This is a genomic window from Parasegetibacter sp. NRK P23, assembly GCF_023721715.1.
Classification (GTDB): Bacteria; Bacteroidota; Bacteroidia; order Chitinophagales; family Chitinophagaceae; genus Parasegetibacter.
Window position 1 is genome coordinate 475,928 of the sequence record NZ_JAMDLG010000001.1, and the last position, 16,055, is coordinate 491,982.

Here is a 16,055-nt window from a genome sequence, read left to right on the forward strand (position 1 = left end):
AACATGAGCAAACAACAGCTTTCAGGGTTCGGCTCCACCGCCATCCATGCCGGTCACCAGCCCGATCCCAATAATGCGCACCTGACACCTATTTATGCGTCGTCCACTTTTACGTTCGACTCCGCGGAACAGGGCATGCTGCGCTTTGAAGGAAAAGAACCAGGGTACATCTACACCCGCTGGGGTAATCCAAACTTTACCGAAGCGGAAGAAAAGATATGTGCTCTGGAGGGATTCGGAATAGCCGATAAAGATGGGGACCGCATCCAGCTGAAAGCCCTGCTGCACGCCAGCGGGCAGGCCGCCATGACCACCATGTTCCTCGCCAACCTGAAAGCCGGGGATAAAGTGTTGTCTCATTTCTCCCTCTACGGCGGCACGCACGAATTACTGCACCGCGTGTTACCACCGATGGGTATAGAAACATTATTGCATCGCCTCGACAATGCGGATGAACTGGAACAATTGCTGAAGAACGATCCCAACATCCGTTGGATACACCTGGAAACACCGGCCAACCCCACACTCCAATGCGTGGATATTGAAATGATCTGCACCGTGGCGCAACGTTTCCAGGTGAAAGTTTCGGTTGACAATACTTTCGCTACGCCCTATCTGCAACAGCCTTTTAAGATGGGCGCTGATTATGTTTTCCATTCCACCACCAAATACCTGAACGGTCATGGTACGGCCATCGGTGGCGTATTGGTGGGAAAAGACATCCAGGCGATGAATACCACTGTACTCAAATGGTACAGGCTGCTGGGCGGCAACGCCAACCCCTTCGACGCGTACCTGCTGATCAACGGGATCAAAACCCTGGAGCTGAGAATGGACCGGCATTGCAGCAATGCGATGGCCGTAGCGGAATTCCTGGATAAACATCCCGCGATCGCGAAAGTAAATTATACCGGGCTTGCCCATCACCCTGACCATGCGCTGGCTTCCCGCCAGATGCGTCATCCCGGCCCCATGCTCAGTTTCGAACTGAAAGATGGATTAGAAGGTGGCATGAAGTTCATCAACCAACTCAGCTTCTGTACGAAAGCAGTATCGCTGGGTACTACGGATACGCTCGTGAGCCATCCGGCAAGTATGACACATTACGGTGTTCCGCGTGAATTAAGGATCGCTTCCGGCATTACCGACGGGCTGATCCGCATGAGTGTGGGCATTGAAAACATAGAGGATATTCTCAACGATATAGCAAACGCGCTCCAATAAATATGTCCGTAATCATCAGGCGCGCGCAGCGCGAAGATTGTACCCGCATCCTTGAACTGGTGCATGAACTCGCGGTGTACGAAAAAGCTCCGGAAGAAGTAACTGTTTCACCGGAACATTTCGTAGAAAGCGGGTTTGGCCCCAACCCCGTATGGTGGGCATGGGTAGCCGAAGTAGGCGGTAAGGTGGAAGGCTTTGCGCTCTATTATATCCGGTTCAGCACCTGGAAAGGACAGCGTTTGTACCTCGAAGACCTGTTGGTTACTGAAAAAATGCGCGGAAGAGGGTTGGGTAAAATGTTGTTCGACGTCCTGATTGCCGACGGCAAAGAAAAAGGATTGAGTGGAATGGTATGGCAGGTATTGGAATGGAACGAACCTGCCATACGATTCTATCAAAAATATGGGGCGAAGCTGGATGGCGAGTGGGTGAACTGCGCCATCTCTTTCTAGTGTACGCTGTTTACTTTAACGTCTTTGTTGATTTTGTGCACCAGTCCCTGTAATACGCGGCCAGGACCACTTTCGGTAAATTCAACCGCGCCATCTTTCAGCATGGCTTCCACGCTTTGCGTCCACCTAACGGCCCCGGTCAACTGATTTTCAAGGTTTACTTTAATCTCGTTGGGGTCCATCACCGGAGCGGCAACCACGTTCTGATAAACAGGACATATCGGTGTTGAAAACTTTGTATGCTCAATTGCGCCGGAAAGTTCGTTCCAGGCTGGTTGCATCAATGGAGAATGGAATGCGCCGCTCACATGCAGCAGCAGTGATTTACGTGCGCCTGCTTCTTTCAAAGCCACCAACGCCAGTTCCACCCCTTTCATCGTACCACTGATCACCAATTGCCCGGGACAGTTATAGTTGGCCGGCACAACAATTTCGCCGGACTCTTCCTGCACTTTTGCGCAGATCATCTCAACTTTATCGTCCTCCATCCCCAATACAGCGGCCATGGAAGAAGGGGTCAGTTCACATGCCTGTTGCATAGCAGAGGCTCTGATGGATACAAGTTTGAGCGCGTCTTCAAATAAAAGCGTTTTGTTGGCCACCAGCGCTGAAAATTCTCCCAAAGAATGTCCAGCCACCATATCCGGCTTCGGATCTGTAAGAGAATTGTAAGCTGCTACAGAATGGATGAAAACAGCGGGTTGCGTAACATTCGTCTGCTTCAGTTCTTCTGCGCTTCCGTTGAACATGATGTCGGAAATCCGGAAGCGAAGAATCTCGTTGGCTTTCTCAAAGATATCCCTGGCAAGCGGGTTCGTTTCATACAATTCTTTTCCCATTCCAGGAAACTGTGCTCCCTGGCCGGGAAAAATATAGGCGTGTTTGTTCATCTACTAGGTATTAGGGCAGCGAAATTAGGCAATTATTGAATACCCTAATGCAGCTTCGACCCAATCAGCCGGATGAACTCACTCCTGGTTTCATTCTTCTCGAATTCGCCCCAGAAAGCGGAAGTGGTGGTAACGGAGTTTTGTTTCTGTACGCCGCGCATCATCATGCAAAGATGCGACGCTTCAATCACCACGGCTACGCCCAGGGGTTGAAGGGTATCCCTGATGGCATCAAGTATCTGGTTGGTGAGCCTTTCCTGCACCTGCAAACGGCGGGCATATACGTCTACAACACGGGCGAGTTTGCTCAACCCTGTAATATATCCGTTAGGGATATACGCAATATGCGCTTTACCGAAAAAAGGCAACATGTGGTGCTCGCACATGCTGTACAGTTCAATATCCTTCACAATTACCATCTCGTTCACTTCTTCGTTGAACTTGGCGGAGTTCAGAATATCGTACGCGTTCATCTGGTAGCCCTGGGTCAGGAACTGCATTGCTTTGGCCATGCGTTCCGGGGTCTTTAAAAGACCTTCCCTGTCGGGGTCCTCTCCCAGTAAGGAAAGCGCGCTGGTATAGTTTTCCATAAGGCCGGCAGTAACCGTTTCATCGTACTGCTCAGTTTTTTTGTATGCCATCGGAATTGTTTTCTGTTGATTTATATGTTGGCGGGGTATTCTACAAAGTTTCTTTCGGTTTCGTATAACCGTATCTGCAGGTCTATCTCTCCGGGAATATGCGGCCGGAGCAGGTTAAAGATCACCACGGCGATGTTTTCCGCGGTGGGATTGATGTTTTTGAAAAAAGGCACGTCCAGGTTGAGGTTCTTGTGGTCGAAATGTTCCAGCACTTCCCGCTGCACCAGCTCCGACAATACTTTCATATCGATGAGATAACCGGAAACAGGATCGGGATAACCCACTACTTTCACCACCAGTTCATAATTGTGACCGTGGTAGTGCGGCAGGTTGCATTTGCCAAACAGTTCAGCATTCTTTTCCGCGGACCAATCTTCCACATGAAGCCGGTGCGCCGCGTTAAAATGTTCTTTCCTGAAGACTGCTGTTTTATGTCCCATAATTGAATTTAAGCCGTAAATCCGGCATTAGCCGGCGCTGCAACGGAAGTTTGCCGTTCAAGCTACCGGTAAAGTGAGAATATAACAGGATCAGTAGGATTTTGTTTAAATATTCCGACCGAAAAGTTTAACGGCCGAAATATTCCACGTAAATCCTGGGTGTCTCGTAAAGTTTGATGCAATGCAATTGCACACCTGCTGGCAATTGTCCTTCCAACTGGTTCCAGATAGCGATGGCCAGGTTTTCCGTGGAACACATCTTATCTTTCATGAACGGCACATCCATGTTCAGGTTCCGGTGATCGAGGTGTTCGATCACATGGATGCGGATGAGTTCGCTCAGTTTCTTCACGTCATATAAAAAACCGGTATCAGGGTCTGGTTCGCCTTTAAAAGTAACGTACAATTCATAGTTGTGCCCGTGCCAGTTGGCATTGGCGCATTTGCCGAACACAGCTTCATTCTGCTCAGGCGACCACCTGGGATTATAAAGTTTGTGCGCAGCGTTAAAATGTTCTACACGGGTCAAATACACCATAGCCTTCCCGAAATTTTTGCAAAGGTAATATTTCCGGTGAATGTATTGCGTTGATTTAACGAACTTAGCAGGATGAATGTATGTTTGATCGCCTCTACTTCATTCGAAATCAATGCTTCCGGCGAAAAAATAGCCGATCTTTCCCGTCGTGGCAAGTTCCGTATTTCCACCCTCGTTTCGGGGGTAGGTATTATGGCCGCTACCCATTGCATTACAAGGGAAATTGAACGGAACAGGCCCGATTTCCTGGTACAGGCCGGCGTTGCCGGCAGCTTCTCCGACCAATATCCGCCGGGCACCCTGGTGGCCGTTTCACACGACCTGGTGGCCGACACCTGTGTGAAGGAGTCCATCGGATACCGGCACCTCACCGACATGGGACTTCAGCCCGATGCTTTCCCCTACCGCAACGGATGGCTTGAAAACAAAGGCCCTTTCCCCGACAACATCCCCATCGTGAAGGGCATTACGGTGAACGAGATCAGTACAGACAGTGAAAAAACAGCCTGGTTCCGGGAAAAATACGGGGCCGTCACCGAATCCATGGAGGGAGCAGCATTGCATTTCGCGGCGCTCTCCGCAGGTATACCTTTTATCCAGTTGCGTACCATTTCCAATATGGTAGGCGAACGCGACAAAGAAAACTGGCAACTCAAAGAAGCCATTACCCTGCTCAACCACCAGCTTCCCAATTTACTCGAAAATATACTTCAGCAATGGAACTCACGATAGGCTTCAGTCCCTGCCCCAACGACACTTTTATCTTCGACGCGCTCATCAATGGCGGGATCGATACGGGCCCATTCCAATTCAAACCCGTGCTCGAAGATGTACAAACCCTGAATGAATGGGCATTGCAAGGCAAACTGGATATTACCAAACTCAGCTACAACGCCTGGTTCTCGGTAAAAAATGAATACACGTTGTTACAAGCCGGCAGCGCGTTGGGCAAAGGCGTAGGCCCCCTGCTCATCAGCCGCGAACATATCCCCAATATTGAGGAGCGCATCGCTTCAATGGACATCGCCATTCCCGGATGGCACACCACGGCACACATGCTGCTCCGGTTCGCGTTCCCCTATGCTGAAAAGAAAACGCCGGTGGTATTCTCCGAGATTGAACAAAAAGTGCTGTCCGGCGCGTTCCCGTTGGGCGTGATCATTCATGAAAACCGGTTCACCTACCAGGAAAAAGGACTGCACCTGGTGATGGACCTGGGCGCACACTGGGAAGAACAAACCGGCGCCCCCATTCCTTTGGGTGGAATCGTAGCCCGGACAGGTTTAGGACCTGAAATACATGCAGCGCTCAATAAAATGATCCGGGAAAGCCTGGCGCTCTCCTGGAAATCATATCCAACCTTATCGCCATACGTGAAAGAGCATGCGCAGGAAATGGAGGAAAAAGTGATGCGGCAACACATTGAATTGTACGTGAATAATTTTACGGAAGACCTTGGAACGGAAGGTAACCGGGCGATTGAGATCATGGGAAGAACGATGAGGTGAGGCTTCATTTCAGCGCTTTCGCATACACTTCCAAACAACGTTTCCTTGCCATTTCATGGTTCACAATTGGTGCGGGATAAGAAAGTTCATCCAACTCTGGCACCCATTTCCGCACATACTTCAGCTCCTTATCAAATTTCTGGGTTTGCAAGGTAGGATTGAATACCCTGAAATAAGGCGCAGCGTCGCAACCACTTCCGGCGGCCCATTGCCAGCCGCCATTGTTGGCCGCCAGGTCGAAATCAAGGAGTTTCTCCGCGAAATACGCTTCGCCCCAACGCCAGTCTATCAGCAAATGTTTGGTCAGAAAACTCGCGACGATCATCCGCACGCGGTTGTGCATGTACCCGGTTTCATTCAGTTCCCGCATACCAGCATCCACGATCGGGTAGCCTGTTCGCCCTTCCGTCCAGGCGGCAAATTCCTTTTCATCATTGCGCCACTTTATGGCATCATATTCTTTTCTGAAAGCCAATCCGCGACCAACATGGGGGAAATGCCAGAGTATCATGTGGTAGAAGTCGCGCCAGATGAGTTCGTTCAGGTAAACTTCACTGTGCTCCGCCGCTTTTCTGGCGAGGGCCCGGATGCTTATTGTTCCGAAGCGCAAGTGTACCCCTAACCTGGAAGTTCCATGGATACCGGGGAAATCACGTTGCTCTCCGTATTTTTTGAGCAGCTCCGTTGAAAGACTTTTTGAAGGAAAATTCTTTTCCGTTGCTTCAAAGCCCATCGATTTCAGAGAAGGAATGGGTTGAGGGGACTGCCTGAAAAAGTTTTTAAACAACGCCTTTGTATGCTTTTCTTCCATCCATTCTTCCGTGACAACCGATTTCCATTTTTTACTGTAGGGTGTGAATACGGTGTAGGGCTTTCCATCGTCTTTCAACACGTCCTCCTTTTCAGCGATCACCTGGTCTTTGAACGAGTTAAACTTAATACCCTTCTTATTTAAGAATGCTTCGACAGCAGCATCTCTTTCCAGCGCATAAGGTTCATAGTCATGGTTCGTAAACACCGCCTGAACGGCATACTTCTTTACCAACGTTCCAAACACTTCAAGTGGCTTTCCATAATACACTTCCAGCGAGCTACCCTCCTTTTCAAGCGTTTGCTGCATTTCTTCCAGCGCATCATAAATGAACTGGAGCCTTCTATCGTGGGGCGAAGGAAGTTTTCCCAGAATGTCTTCATCGAAAATAAAAACGGGCAATACAGGATATTCCGAACGAAGCGCGTGGTACAAAGCGGTTTGGTCCTGCAAACGGAGGTCGCGCCGGAACCAGCAGATCACGATTGAAGAAGTTGTTTCAGCCATAAGGGCAAAACAACAAACTGCACATCAAATAGTTGTTTGGAGCAATTGGAAAATTTGAGCGGCGGCACCGGGACCGAATTGTTTCCCGTTGAAATCTCCCACCCAGCGCAAACCGAACATCGCATTGGTGAGGAACATTGCGTCCGCGTTCATCAGACGTTCAGGATCAGCGGGCAATTCATTGGTTGTCCATCCAAACTGGGGGAGTCTTTCCAGCAGGCGACGGCGCACCGTTCCCGCAACGGGACCTTCACTTAAAGGTGGGGTAAAAAGCTGTTCCCCTTCCTGCCACCAGAGGTTGGCGATCGTGGAATCAGCGACTCTTCCCCAGGCGTTCAGCACCAGTGCATCGTTCCAGTGCTGCTTTTTCGCGTGAAGCGCGGCCGTTAAGTAAGGCAGGAAATTGTTTGTTTTAAGCGCGGAGAAGGTATCCACTGTTTTACGTGCGGCCTCAAAAACGCCCAGCACCAACCCGTTGCTGTTCAGTTCGGAAATTCCGGCCGGAGCCGGCATGGTTTCGATGATCCAGTGGGGGGCCTGTGAAACGGCATCGTATAAACCACCGTCCCCTCTTATTACCGTGAGCCTGATCCTGGCAGCAGTACTATGACCATTTTTTCCCGCCAGCTCCGTCGCCTGACGGGACAAATTTTCTGCAGTGAAAAAACGGGACAATTCAAACCCCAATAACTCAAGTCCATGGAACAGCCTTTCGAAATGGAGACCGGCATGTAGTAGCCTGCCATCCACCAGCTTCATTGTTTCGAAAACACCATCTCCGTAACGGAGACCGCGGTTCTGCGCAACCACAATGGGTTCATGCGCAGGCAGCAGTTTTCCGTTAAAATTGATCTTCTGAGCCGGTGTTTTATCCTTCAACCAATCCGTTTTTTACCGCGTATAAAATGAGGCCGGCCATAGATTTTACACCAGTCTTCGATTTCAGCTTATCTCGGATCGCCTCTACGGTCCGGGGGGAAAGGTCCACGATATCGGCGATTTCCTTGGTGCTTTTTTCTTCGCACATCAGTTTCAGGATGGCGATCTCTTTTTCGCTGAGGTGCACATCCTGGGGAAGGGTCTGTTCCACGGTGCGTTTGGTGCGTAAACCACTGAGGAGCGCCTTGTTGGTGAGGTCGTTAAAGAAGAACTCCTGCTGGTAACAGGTAACGATGGCCTGGTAAATGGATTCAGAATCGGAGTTTTTGGTGAGATAGGAGTTGGCCCCTATTTCCATCATCCTGGAGATTACAGAAGAATCATCGTGCATGGAGAGAATGATCACCTTCACTTCAGGGTATAGTTTCCTTATTTCGGGGAGAGTGGCGATTCCGTCCATAATGGGCATCTGGATATCGAGCAGGATCACATCAGGCTCAATATGTTTGAGGAGGTTGAGCAACTGCATGCCATTATCGGCTTCGGCGATGAGCTGAACGTCTTTCTTCATGGAAAGCGCTGTTTTCACACCGGCGCGGAAAAGGGCGTGGTCATCTGCTATGGCTACTTTAATCGGTTGCCCCCCTGGCAAATCAGTTTTCTTCATAGGTACCAAATTTCGGGGATTTTCGGGGTTGTTGTACAAAAAATTTCGATTGCAAGTTTAGGAAGAAAAAGGTGAAATCCTATGGTAGAAATACGCATTTATTGTAAGAAACACCGAGGGATAAATACGCATTTTTCGTAGAAACACCACCAATAGTACCGTTATTTCCCCATTCTGTAGAAGTCTTTTTACGATTTGCGCCGTAATAACCGAAGTGTTAAAATAGGGAGATTGTGCGATTGTCCACATGTTTATCCACATCTATATTTGTATCGAAAGTTGATTGACAAGGATTAGCAACCTCAAACAATCCAATGTCCGAAACAAACCGTCCTGAAGTTATTCCAATATCCGTGTAAAGGCTAACGCAAATTCCAATGTCAATCAACTTCTTTTTTCTGTAATAAGTTTTTTCGTCATAGTAGTAATTGTCGAAATTTTTGGTCAAACCTTGTTCCTTTGAAAAGTCCAATGTCCTGAAAAGTCCAAACCGTCCAAACATCCTTTGAAAGAAATCAGAAGGTCCCTATCCCTGGTAGATCCAGATCCATGAATTTCCTTATCCCTGACCTTCAAGAATTTTAAACCCCGCCGAATGGCGGGGTCTTTTTTTATCCGGCTAAAATAGTTGTGGATCAGTTGATGAGTTTGTTCCGCATGGCGTACATGATGAGGCCGGCGATGGTTTTGGCGTTTGCCTTTGTTTTCATGTTTTGGCGGATGGTTTCCACGGTACGGGGGCTGAGGAAAACTTCTTTGGAAATCTCTTCCGTTGTTTTGTCTTCGGCGATAAGTTGGAGTATTTTCAATTCTTTTTCGGAGAATTTGATGGGATTGGGGTAGAACTGCCGCACCTGTTTTTTATGCTGAAGCTTCAGTAATACCGCTTTATTCACGAGGTCGTTGAAATAGAAATCATCGTTCATGCAGGTGAGGATGGCATTGTAGATTTCTTCCGGGTCGCTGGTTTTGGTGAGATAAGCATTGGCGCCCATTTCCATCATCTTGGTGATCATCTCCTGGTCGTCGTACATCGTTAAAACGATAATTTTCACTTCTTCATATTCTTTCCTGATCAGGGATATCGCGTTTACCCCATCCATTTCAGGCATTCTGAGGTCCATCAACAGCACGTCAGGAATCTTGAGTTTCAGTTTGTGCATCAGGTCCTTACCGTCTTCGGCTTCCCAAAGAATTTTCAGGTAAGCCCTGTCTTTAAGTGCCATCTTGATCCCGTCCCTGAATATTTTATGATCGTCTGCAATTGCTACTTTGATCAGGTTCTCAGTTGCCATGAATATTGGGTGATTTAAAGGGTATTGTTGCTTAAAGTTATACAATTAGTTGCCAAATAAAAGTGCGGACAAATCTATTTTACCATGAACGTTTTTTTACGCGGTATGAATGTTGCTTTTACGATGCGCAGGGTATATTCCACATCCCTTAAAACGGGCAATACTGCGCTTGACCATCCCTTTACTTCCAGCTACTTTTGTAAGTACAAGCCCCGTTTTTAAAGTCCACTCTCTTTCAGGAGCGTTCTGACCCTACATTCGCAATTTTCCTAATACGACTCCCGTGTTCTTACGAATCGAAAGACCGTAAATTTACTATTTTATCCGCGTAAAAATTCGCAATTTTACTACGGTAAAATACGTTCATTTTCGCTTGAAACAATTGTCTGTATTGAATTTCGGGCAATTTATCGAATCCAGTTGTGTTTTGCACCCATTGCGTAGTTTTTTTTTTTGGTGGTAATTCAGATTCCAAAAATTTCCTGACCACCGTAAAAAATTACTACAATGATGCAAAAAGAAATCATCGCCAAAATGCACGCGGGTGTAGGCGAGCACATCGGCTTCGAGCTGGGTGCGAAAATGGTAAAAGACTTCCAGGATGCACATCCGAATGACACACAGAGCGTGTTCTGCGGACGCAACATTATCGAGGAAATCCTCGCTCAGCCTGGTTGTGTTGGAATCAAAATGTTCAACGCCCTCACTGAAACCGGTGCAAGAACCCTGGTTTTCGTAGGTCTGGACGAAAGAGGCCGTCACATTCTTGAGTATGATGCCGTTGACCAACACGGTATGCTCATCAAGAAAGAAGGTATTGTTGCCGACCGTATTATCATCCGCCCTCCAACAGATGGCAAAGATGGTGACGGCACCACACCTCCTCCCACTACTACGACTTCCTGGTGGTAGTTTCTACTACTGGTAAGCCAGTATAATTTTGAATAAACCGTTGATTTTATATATTTGGTATAAAATCAACGGTTTATTATTTCACCTTTAGCCTACATAAGTCTATTTTCATCCTTTTTGCCCATTCTTTTATTTCTGTTATACTTTAAGTTTCAGAAAGAAAAGCAACTATGGGTAATATTTTTTTACTGTATTTATACCTTTCTAAACGACATCTCTTTAGTTTACCTGCAAGGAGCATCACCTTCCACTTTTCTGCTGAATATTTTCACCATACTGGAGTTCGGTTTTTTAACCTGCTTCTTCTACTTTTCCATTCAGAATAAATGGTTTAAGAAAATTCTTCCTTACCTGATTGGTGCGTTTATCTCCTTTAATATTGTATACCTCATTATTACACCGGAGCCCGAGCTCGCCAGCATGAACTCTGTTCCCGCAACCGTAGAGGCATTTCTGCTCATCAGCATTTCCATTTTCTTTTTCTTCGAACAAATCAGCAAGCCGCAGGCGTTCTTTATATACCAGGTTCCTTCCTTCTGGATTGTTATTGCTGTATTACTCTATTTCTCAGGCGCATTCTTTATATTCATTTACGCGGAAAATTTCACCAACAGCGAATTGAACAAGTATTGGGTGATCAATTACGCGCTGAATGCCACGAAAAACATTCTTTTTGCGATCGCCTTCCTCATGAAAAGCAACAATGACCAAAATCCTACGTTAACCAACAGATTCCCTGAACATTATACAACAAGGTTCTGATGATGTATAACTAACCCCTATTGAATGAACGAATTTCTTTTACAGGCCACGCAGAAAGCTTCCAGTATTCCCACCGTACTTTTTTTTGGTACCCTGGGCATGTTGGCGCTGACCATAGGCCTTATTACATTCATCATCTTTCACCAGCGGCGGGTAATCCGTTACCAGCTTAAATTGCAGCAACTGGAGGAAGAGCAGCAGAAAATCCTGCTGAACGCCTCCATCCGGCTGCAGGAAGAGGAAAGACAACGCATTGCCGCCGACCTTCATGATGATGCAGGTCCGTTGCTGGCCACCGCAAGGCTTTACCTGAACGAGAACCTCGTGAACCAGGATAAAACCACGCAGCTTCAATCCATTTATAACGCCAAACAGATTATTGACGATACCATTCAACTGGTCAGGAACATTTCTCACAGCCTGATGCCCCCTACCCTGAAAAACTTCGGATTGGAATCGGCCGTAAACGATCTTTTTCAGAAAATATCCGGCTCAGGTAACCTCAATGCTTCCAGCCGGTTCCACGATTACCGCGAACGCCTTGAAACAGAGCAGGAACTCACTATTTTCAGGGTGATTCAGGAGCTGGTAAACAACATCCTCAAACACAGTAAAGCGAGTTTCATCCATCTGACCCAAAACCTGAACGACGGAAAATTTTTCATCCGCCTTCACCACGATGGAAAGGGACTTACGCAGGCCGATTATGAACGACTCACCATGAGTGCCGCCGGATTGGGCCTGAAAAATATACAGAGCCGGTTAAAAGTAGTGCAGGGGAAGATTTTATTTGAAAAGGACCATTCCCAGACTTATTATAAAGTAACCATAGAAATGGATGTGCACCAGGAACCAGGGCGTTGATTTTGTGCATTAATCCATAACTTTAAAGCAGCTCAAATATTACTATGGGAACCACCATCAAAGTGGCGATAGCCGATGACCATAAAATATTCAGAAAGGGGGTCATCCTCTCTCTAAGACCGTACACCAATATCAAGTTTGTGCTGGAAGCGGAGAACGGGGAAGAACTGCTGAATGGTTTGGCAGAAGCGGAACCTGATGTGATCCTGATGGACCTTCGCATGCCCCAGAAAGATGGTATAGAAACCACGAAAGCCGTCAGCAAAGCGTATCCTAATATTCATATTATAGTACTGACCATGTACGAAGACGAGCGGTTCGTTTCGCACATGATGGAAAACGGCGCCAACGGTTACCTGCTGAAAAGCGCCGATCCAGCCGAAATAAAGCGCGCCATTATTGAAGTGAGCGAAAAAGGGTATTACCTGAACAACTTCGTGAACCGCATTCTCCTCCGCAAATCACACGCGCGCACCAAAACAATTCCTTCCCTCAACAGCGAGATCGTAATTTCAGACCGGGAAAAAGAAGTGATCCGCCTGCTTTGTATGGAACTTACCGCACAGGAGATCGCCAAAAAGCTGGAAGTAAGTCCGCGTACCGTGGAAGCCATCAAAGACAGACTGATGGAGCGCTTCGGCGCAAAGAATACCGTGGGACTGGTTTTTTTCGCGGTCAAAAACAACCTCATCGACTGAATCTACCGCGTACTTATCGGGTATTTCCACCGTATAATTACTATTGGCTGGAATGGGTAACTAATGTAACTTGGCGCATCGCAACTTCCTATGAAAAGACGCGAATATCTCCTATGAAAGGCCTGTAACAACCCCAAATTACCCATGTTAGTGGCCTATTCAACCCAAACCGTCATCTCCTTGCTGATCGCCTGTATTCCATTACTGGCGGCGTTTGTAATCTTGTCAAGGAAGCTCTTCCTCCAGGAATCCATGGCCTGTTTGATGGCCATTTGCGTTATCTCTTTTTTTAAGGATATCCTTGGCGCCGTATCCACCTTATCGCCCGCCGGACATGCACTGGTGGAAAATGTATTCCTGTTGCTGAACTTCTGCCTTATTCTGCTCGCCTGCAAATCCATCATAAAGGCCAGCTACTTTCATACTTTGGTGCCCGGCATCATGCTTTCCGTAGGTGCGGTATTCATTACTTATATGCTGCTTACGGGCCCCGACCAACCGCAATCGGGTATCCGCTTCGCGGCCTGCCTGCTTATCTTAAGCATTTCACTGTACGTGCTGCTTAAACTCATGGCCGTGCAACAGCTCACCATCTTCAAATCACCTTTGTTCTGGACAGCAGCCGGTTTCTTCTTTTACCATTTCCAATACCTGCTTATCGAGGTGCTGGGACACCAGCTTTTTGCCGGAGAAAAGGATTTTCCTTTTTATGCCTGGATCATCATGCTCCTCTCCAAATTTGTTACTTATGGCTTTTTCCTCACTGCCAGTTTGCTGAACCTGGAGAAAAACATGCAAACGCCCGGAAGAACGGCGCTTGGTTAAATGACCATTTCCGGAACGGCATCAGCAGCGATCAGCCGACCGGCCGTTTTAGCCCGGATTTCTTCTACTGAAATACCCGGAGCCCGCTCGAGTAAGCGGAACCCATCCGGGGTAACATCCAGTACGGCCAGTTCCGTCACGATCTTCTTAACGCAACCCACGCCTGTTAAAGGAAGGGTGCAGGATGGCAGTAATTTGGACTCCCCTTTAGGATTGGTGTGCATCATGGCGACAATTATATTCCGGGCACTCGCCACCAGGTCCATAGCGCCACCCATGCCTTTCACCATTTTACCGGGTATCTTCCAGTTGGCAATATCACCCGTGTCGCTTACTTCCATCGCGCCCAAAACGGTGAGGTCCACCTTCCCGGCACGGATCATACCAAAACTTTCAGCGCTGTCGAAAAAGACACCGCCTTTGATTACCGTAACGGTTTCTTTTCCGGCGTTGATCAGATCCGCATCCACTGCCGCCTCATCGGGATAGGGTCCCATCCCCAGCATCCCATTTTCACTCTGCAGCATGATGTTCACGCCTTCAGGAATATAGTTCGCCACCAGGGTCGGAATACCGATGCCAAGGTTTACATACATCCCATCTTTCAGTTCCTGCGCGATCCTTTTCGCGATACCAAATTTATCAAGTGCCATCGATCGTTATTTTAGGAAGCGGCAATAGCGGCCAGCTTTCCGGTTATTTCAAATTTTTCGACCAGGTCGGTGCAGTAAGCGCTAAGTTTGGGGTTAATCTCGTTCAATACAAGGATATCTTCTTCCAGCAAACGGTTTACTTTCTCAACGGCTGTTTTATCGTCGCCCCATTCCAACAGCGTATTCTGGTCGTTCTCACGCTTATCTTTCGCATAATCATCAATGTCATCCATCAGGAGAAAAAAACTGATGAGGGCAAACCAATATTTGCATACCAGTTCTTCCTTCCCTTCGGGTATAGCCAGGGCATTAAGGGCAAAAAGAAAGGCGTCGGCCCTTCGCAAGGCCACTGCTTCCGGCTGATATGGCAATGCTGCATTTTGCCGGACAAAATGATTGTCCATCAGTTCCAGCCATCTGGTGTTGCCTCCATGCCCCTTCGCCTTTTCATAACAATAAGCGAGATGTGCTTTTTCATCCGTTTCACCAAACTCTTCACGGGCAGCGCTGTGCAGCACGTCTTCAAAGAGGGCCACAAACGGGTCCGAAATCAATTGTTCTAACGGTACGCCAATTCTGTACAACAGATCGCAGAAAAGCGGGATGAACAGGTAACCGGGATTGTGCCGCAGGTACAACAGTTTTCCTTTCCAGTAGAGATTGCCTTCGGGAACTTTCTTGTCTACATAAAAAGCCGCGATTTCCGGTGCGATGCCAAAATTTCCGGTGAGATGATGTTTGCTCAGGAACATGCAGGAAGGTTATTGGTGAATGGAAACGGTCCTTCTTTCTATTCTTTTTTCATAGTCCGTTCCCTGGAATACGCGGTGCACGTAAATTCCCGGAACATGGATGGCATCAGGGTCGAGTTCGCCGGGTTCCACCAGTTCCTCTACTTCCGCAATGGTAATATTGCCGGCCCTGGCCATGGAGGTGGAAAAGTTCCGGGTTGTTTTACGAAACACCAGGTTTCCATAACGGTCTCCCTTCCACGCTTTTACCAATGCGAAATCGGCGTGCAGGGCCATTTCCATGAGGTGTGGTTTCCCGTTGAATGTTCTTATTTCCTTACCCTCAGCGATTTCGGTACCATAACCCGCGGGCGTAAAAAACGCGGGGATACCCATGCCTGCCATCTGGATGCGGGTGGCCAGGGTTCCCTGCGGAATCAGGTCCACTTCCAGTTCGCCACTCAGGAGTTGTCTTTCAAATTCAGCGTTTTCGCCTACGTAGGAGCTCATCATTTTTTTGATCTGCCTGGTTTGGAGCAGCAGGCCGAGGCCGAAATCGTCTACACCCGCGTTGTTTGAAATACAGGTAAGTTCTTTTACGCCACTTTTAACGAGCGCGGCGATCGAGTTTTCAGGAATACCGCAAAGTCCGAATCCTCCCAGCATAATGGTGGCGCCATTGGGGATGTCGGCTATCGCGGCTTCTGCATTGGCAACAATCTTATTCATTCGGTTAGCTTATTTGGTGTTTAGTTGCA

20 protein-coding genes are annotated in these 16,055 nt (G+C 47.8%); 9 read left to right on the forward strand and 11 right to left on the reverse strand.

The genetic code is table 11. The features are described 5' to 3' along the window. The first annotated feature begins 3 nt into the window (after positions 1-3). On the forward strand, positions 4-1,224 hold the full coding sequence (locus tag M4J38_RS01815; RefSeq protein ID WP_251757813.1) for a PLP-dependent aspartate aminotransferase family protein: 1,221 nt from the start codon (positions 4-6) through the stop codon (positions 1,222-1,224). A 2-nt stretch (positions 1,225-1,226) separates the two neighbouring features. Further along, on the forward strand, positions 1,227-1,676 hold the full coding sequence (locus M4J38_RS01820; RefSeq protein WP_251757814.1) for a GNAT family N-acetyltransferase: 450 nt from the start codon (positions 1,227-1,229) through the stop codon (positions 1,674-1,676). Here the strand turns inward: M4J38_RS01820 and fabD are convergent. The 4 genes from fabD to M4J38_RS01840 all read right to left on the reverse strand — a co-directional run bounded on the left by fabD (position 1,673) and on the right by M4J38_RS01840 (position 4,185). Continuing rightward, on the reverse strand, positions 1,673-2,566 hold the full coding sequence (gene fabD, locus M4J38_RS01825; RefSeq protein ID WP_251757815.1) for an ACP S-malonyltransferase: 894 nt from the start codon (positions 2,564-2,566) through the stop codon (positions 1,673-1,675). The two genes, M4J38_RS01820 and fabD, sit on opposite strands and share 4 nt — an antisense overlap. Before the next feature lie 44 nt (positions 2,567-2,610). Further along, entirely contained in the window at positions 2,611-3,207 is a 597-nt protein-coding gene (gene folE, locus M4J38_RS01830; protein WP_251757816.1) for a GTP cyclohydrolase I FolE, read from the reverse strand. A 20-nt stretch (positions 3,208-3,227) separates the two neighbouring features. Then, the gene (locus tag M4J38_RS01835) at positions 3,228-3,647 is read right to left on the reverse strand and encodes a 6-carboxytetrahydropterin synthase (RefSeq protein WP_251757817.1); all 420 of its coding nucleotides are present in this window, start codon (positions 3,645-3,647) and stop codon (positions 3,228-3,230) included. A gap of 127 nt (positions 3,648-3,774) precedes the next feature. Continuing rightward, on the reverse strand, positions 3,775-4,185 hold the full coding sequence (locus M4J38_RS01840) for a 6-carboxytetrahydropterin synthase (RefSeq protein WP_251757818.1): 411 nt from the start codon (positions 4,183-4,185) through the stop codon (positions 3,775-3,777). Positions 4,186-4,257: 72 nt separating this feature from the next. Here M4J38_RS01840 and mqnB point away from each other — a divergent pair, with 72 nt between their 5' ends. Both mqnB and M4J38_RS01850 read left to right on the forward strand, forming a co-directional pair. Next, entirely contained in the window at positions 4,258-4,917 is a 660-nt protein-coding gene (mqnB, locus tag M4J38_RS01845; protein WP_251757819.1) for a futalosine hydrolase, read from the forward strand. Further along, a complete protein-coding gene (locus tag M4J38_RS01850) occupies positions 4,902-5,693 on the forward strand; it encodes a 1,4-dihydroxy-6-naphthoate synthase (RefSeq protein WP_251757820.1) in 792 nt (263 codons plus the stop codon). The genes mqnB and M4J38_RS01850 overlap by 16 nt, the downstream gene beginning before the upstream one ends. Before the next feature lie 4 nt (positions 5,694-5,697). Here M4J38_RS01850 and M4J38_RS01855 read toward each other — a convergent pair whose 3' ends face one another. From M4J38_RS01855 to M4J38_RS01870, 4 genes are all read right to left on the reverse strand, one after another. Then, positions 5,698-7,011: a deoxyribodipyrimidine photo-lyase gene (locus M4J38_RS01855; protein WP_251757821.1), complete on the reverse strand. Its 1,314-nt coding sequence runs from the start codon at positions 7,009-7,011 to the stop codon at positions 5,698-5,700. Positions 7,012-7,035: 24 nt separating this feature from the next. Continuing rightward, positions 7,036-7,890 carry an aminotransferase class IV gene (locus tag M4J38_RS01860; protein WP_251757822.1) on the reverse strand — a complete coding sequence of 285 codons (855 nt, stop codon included), beginning with the start codon at positions 7,888-7,890 and terminating at the stop codon, positions 7,036-7,038. After that, positions 7,880-8,557 (reverse strand): response regulator transcription factor, encoded by a 678-nt coding sequence (locus M4J38_RS01865; protein WP_251757823.1) that lies wholly within the window; start codon positions 8,555-8,557, stop codon positions 7,880-7,882. Before M4J38_RS01865 ends, M4J38_RS01860 begins: the two co-directional genes overlap by 11 nt. A gap of 635 nt (positions 8,558-9,192) precedes the next feature. Next, on the reverse strand, positions 9,193-9,852 hold the full coding sequence (locus tag M4J38_RS01870) for a response regulator transcription factor (protein ID WP_251757824.1): 660 nt from the start codon (positions 9,850-9,852) through the stop codon (positions 9,193-9,195). Positions 9,853-10,359: 507 nt separating this feature from the next. Between M4J38_RS01870 and M4J38_RS01875 the strand changes: the two genes are divergently transcribed. The 5 genes from M4J38_RS01875 to M4J38_RS01895 all read left to right on the forward strand — a co-directional run bounded on the left by M4J38_RS01875 (position 10,360) and on the right by M4J38_RS01895 (position 13,913). Continuing rightward, complete coding sequence (locus M4J38_RS01875; protein WP_251757825.1) at positions 10,360-10,764, forward strand: hypothetical protein; 405 nt, start codon at positions 10,360-10,362, stop codon at positions 10,762-10,764. A gap of 117 nt (positions 10,765-10,881) precedes the next feature. Beyond that, on the forward strand, positions 10,882-11,526 hold the full coding sequence (locus tag M4J38_RS01880; RefSeq protein ID WP_251757826.1) for a hypothetical protein: 645 nt from the start codon (positions 10,882-10,884) through the stop codon (positions 11,524-11,526). A gap of 24 nt (positions 11,527-11,550) precedes the next feature. Then, positions 11,551-12,390: a sensor histidine kinase gene (locus tag M4J38_RS01885; protein ID WP_251757827.1), complete on the forward strand. Its 840-nt coding sequence runs from the start codon at positions 11,551-11,553 to the stop codon at positions 12,388-12,390. Positions 12,391-12,434: 44 nt separating this feature from the next. Then, positions 12,435-13,088, forward strand: a complete 654-nt coding sequence (locus M4J38_RS01890) for a response regulator transcription factor (protein ID WP_251757828.1) — start codon at positions 12,435-12,437, stop codon at positions 13,086-13,088. 144 nt (positions 13,089-13,232) lie between these two features. Beyond that, positions 13,233-13,913 carry a hypothetical protein gene (locus tag M4J38_RS01895; protein ID WP_251757829.1) on the forward strand — a complete coding sequence of 227 codons (681 nt, stop codon included), beginning with the start codon at positions 13,233-13,235 and terminating at the stop codon, positions 13,911-13,913. Here the strand turns inward: M4J38_RS01895 and M4J38_RS01900 are convergent. Genes M4J38_RS01900 through M4J38_RS01910 form a run of 3 tightly spaced genes read right to left on the reverse strand, consistent with a single transcriptional unit; the run spans position 13,910 to position 16,026 of the window. Beyond that, positions 13,910-14,566 carry a 3-oxoacid CoA-transferase subunit B gene (locus M4J38_RS01900; RefSeq protein ID WP_251757830.1) on the reverse strand — a complete coding sequence of 219 codons (657 nt, stop codon included), beginning with the start codon at positions 14,564-14,566 and terminating at the stop codon, positions 13,910-13,912. The two genes, M4J38_RS01895 and M4J38_RS01900, sit on opposite strands and share 4 nt — an antisense overlap. Before the next feature lie 11 nt (positions 14,567-14,577). Then, complete coding sequence (locus M4J38_RS01905) at positions 14,578-15,318, reverse strand: hypothetical protein (RefSeq protein WP_251757831.1); 741 nt, start codon at positions 15,316-15,318, stop codon at positions 14,578-14,580. Positions 15,319-15,327: 9 nt separating this feature from the next. Then, entirely contained in the window at positions 15,328-16,026 is a 699-nt protein-coding gene (locus M4J38_RS01910) for a CoA transferase subunit A (protein ID WP_251757832.1), read from the reverse strand. Between the last annotated feature and the right edge of the window lie 29 nt (positions 16,027-16,055).

Coding starts and splice junctions, on each gene's coding strand:
- folE (WP_251757816.1), bottom strand. CDS start 3,207: ATGGCATACAAAAAAACTGAGCAGTACGATGAAACGGTTACTGCCGGC.
- M4J38_RS01910 (WP_251757832.1), bottom strand. CDS start 16,026: ATGAATAAGATTGTTGCCAATGCAGAAGCCGCGATAGCCGACATCCCC.
- M4J38_RS01890 (WP_251757828.1), top strand. CDS start 12,435: ATGGGAACCACCATCAAAGTGGCGATAGCCGATGACCATAAAATATTC.
- M4J38_RS01840 (WP_251757818.1), bottom strand. CDS start 4,185: ATGGTGTATTTGACCCGTGTAGAACATTTTAACGCTGCGCACAAACTT.
- M4J38_RS01870 (WP_251757824.1), bottom strand. CDS start 9,852: ATGGCAACTGAGAACCTGATCAAAGTAGCAATTGCAGACGATCATAAA.
- M4J38_RS01835 (WP_251757817.1), bottom strand. CDS start 3,647: ATGGGACATAAAACAGCAGTCTTCAGGAAAGAACATTTTAACGCGGCG.
- M4J38_RS01865 (WP_251757823.1), bottom strand. CDS start 8,557: ATGAAGAAAACTGATTTGCCAGGGGGGCAACCGATTAAAGTAGCCATA.
- M4J38_RS01850 (WP_251757820.1), top strand. CDS start 4,902: ATGGAACTCACGATAGGCTTCAGTCCCTGCCCCAACGACACTTTTATC.
- M4J38_RS01885 (WP_251757827.1), top strand. CDS start 11,551: ATGAACGAATTTCTTTTACAGGCCACGCAGAAAGCTTCCAGTATTCCC.
- M4J38_RS01875 (WP_251757825.1), top strand. CDS start 10,360: ATGATGCAAAAAGAAATCATCGCCAAAATGCACGCGGGTGTAGGCGAG.
- M4J38_RS01820 (WP_251757814.1), top strand. CDS start 1,227: ATGTCCGTAATCATCAGGCGCGCGCAGCGCGAAGATTGTACCCGCATC.
- M4J38_RS01815 (WP_251757813.1), top strand. CDS start 4: ATGAGCAAACAACAGCTTTCAGGGTTCGGCTCCACCGCCATCCATGCC.
- fabD (WP_251757815.1), bottom strand. CDS start 2,566: ATGAACAAACACGCCTATATTTTTCCCGGCCAGGGAGCACAGTTTCCT.
- M4J38_RS01905 (WP_251757831.1), bottom strand. CDS start 15,318: ATGTTCCTGAGCAAACATCATCTCACCGGAAATTTTGGCATCGCACCG.
- mqnB (WP_251757819.1), top strand. CDS start 4,258: ATGAATGTATGTTTGATCGCCTCTACTTCATTCGAAATCAATGCTTCC.
- M4J38_RS01895 (WP_251757829.1), top strand. CDS start 13,233: ATGTTAGTGGCCTATTCAACCCAAACCGTCATCTCCTTGCTGATCGCC.
- M4J38_RS01855 (WP_251757821.1), bottom strand. CDS start 7,011: ATGGCTGAAACAACTTCTTCAATCGTGATCTGCTGGTTCCGGCGCGAC.
- M4J38_RS01900 (WP_251757830.1), bottom strand. CDS start 14,566: ATGGCACTTGATAAATTTGGTATCGCGAAAAGGATCGCGCAGGAACTG.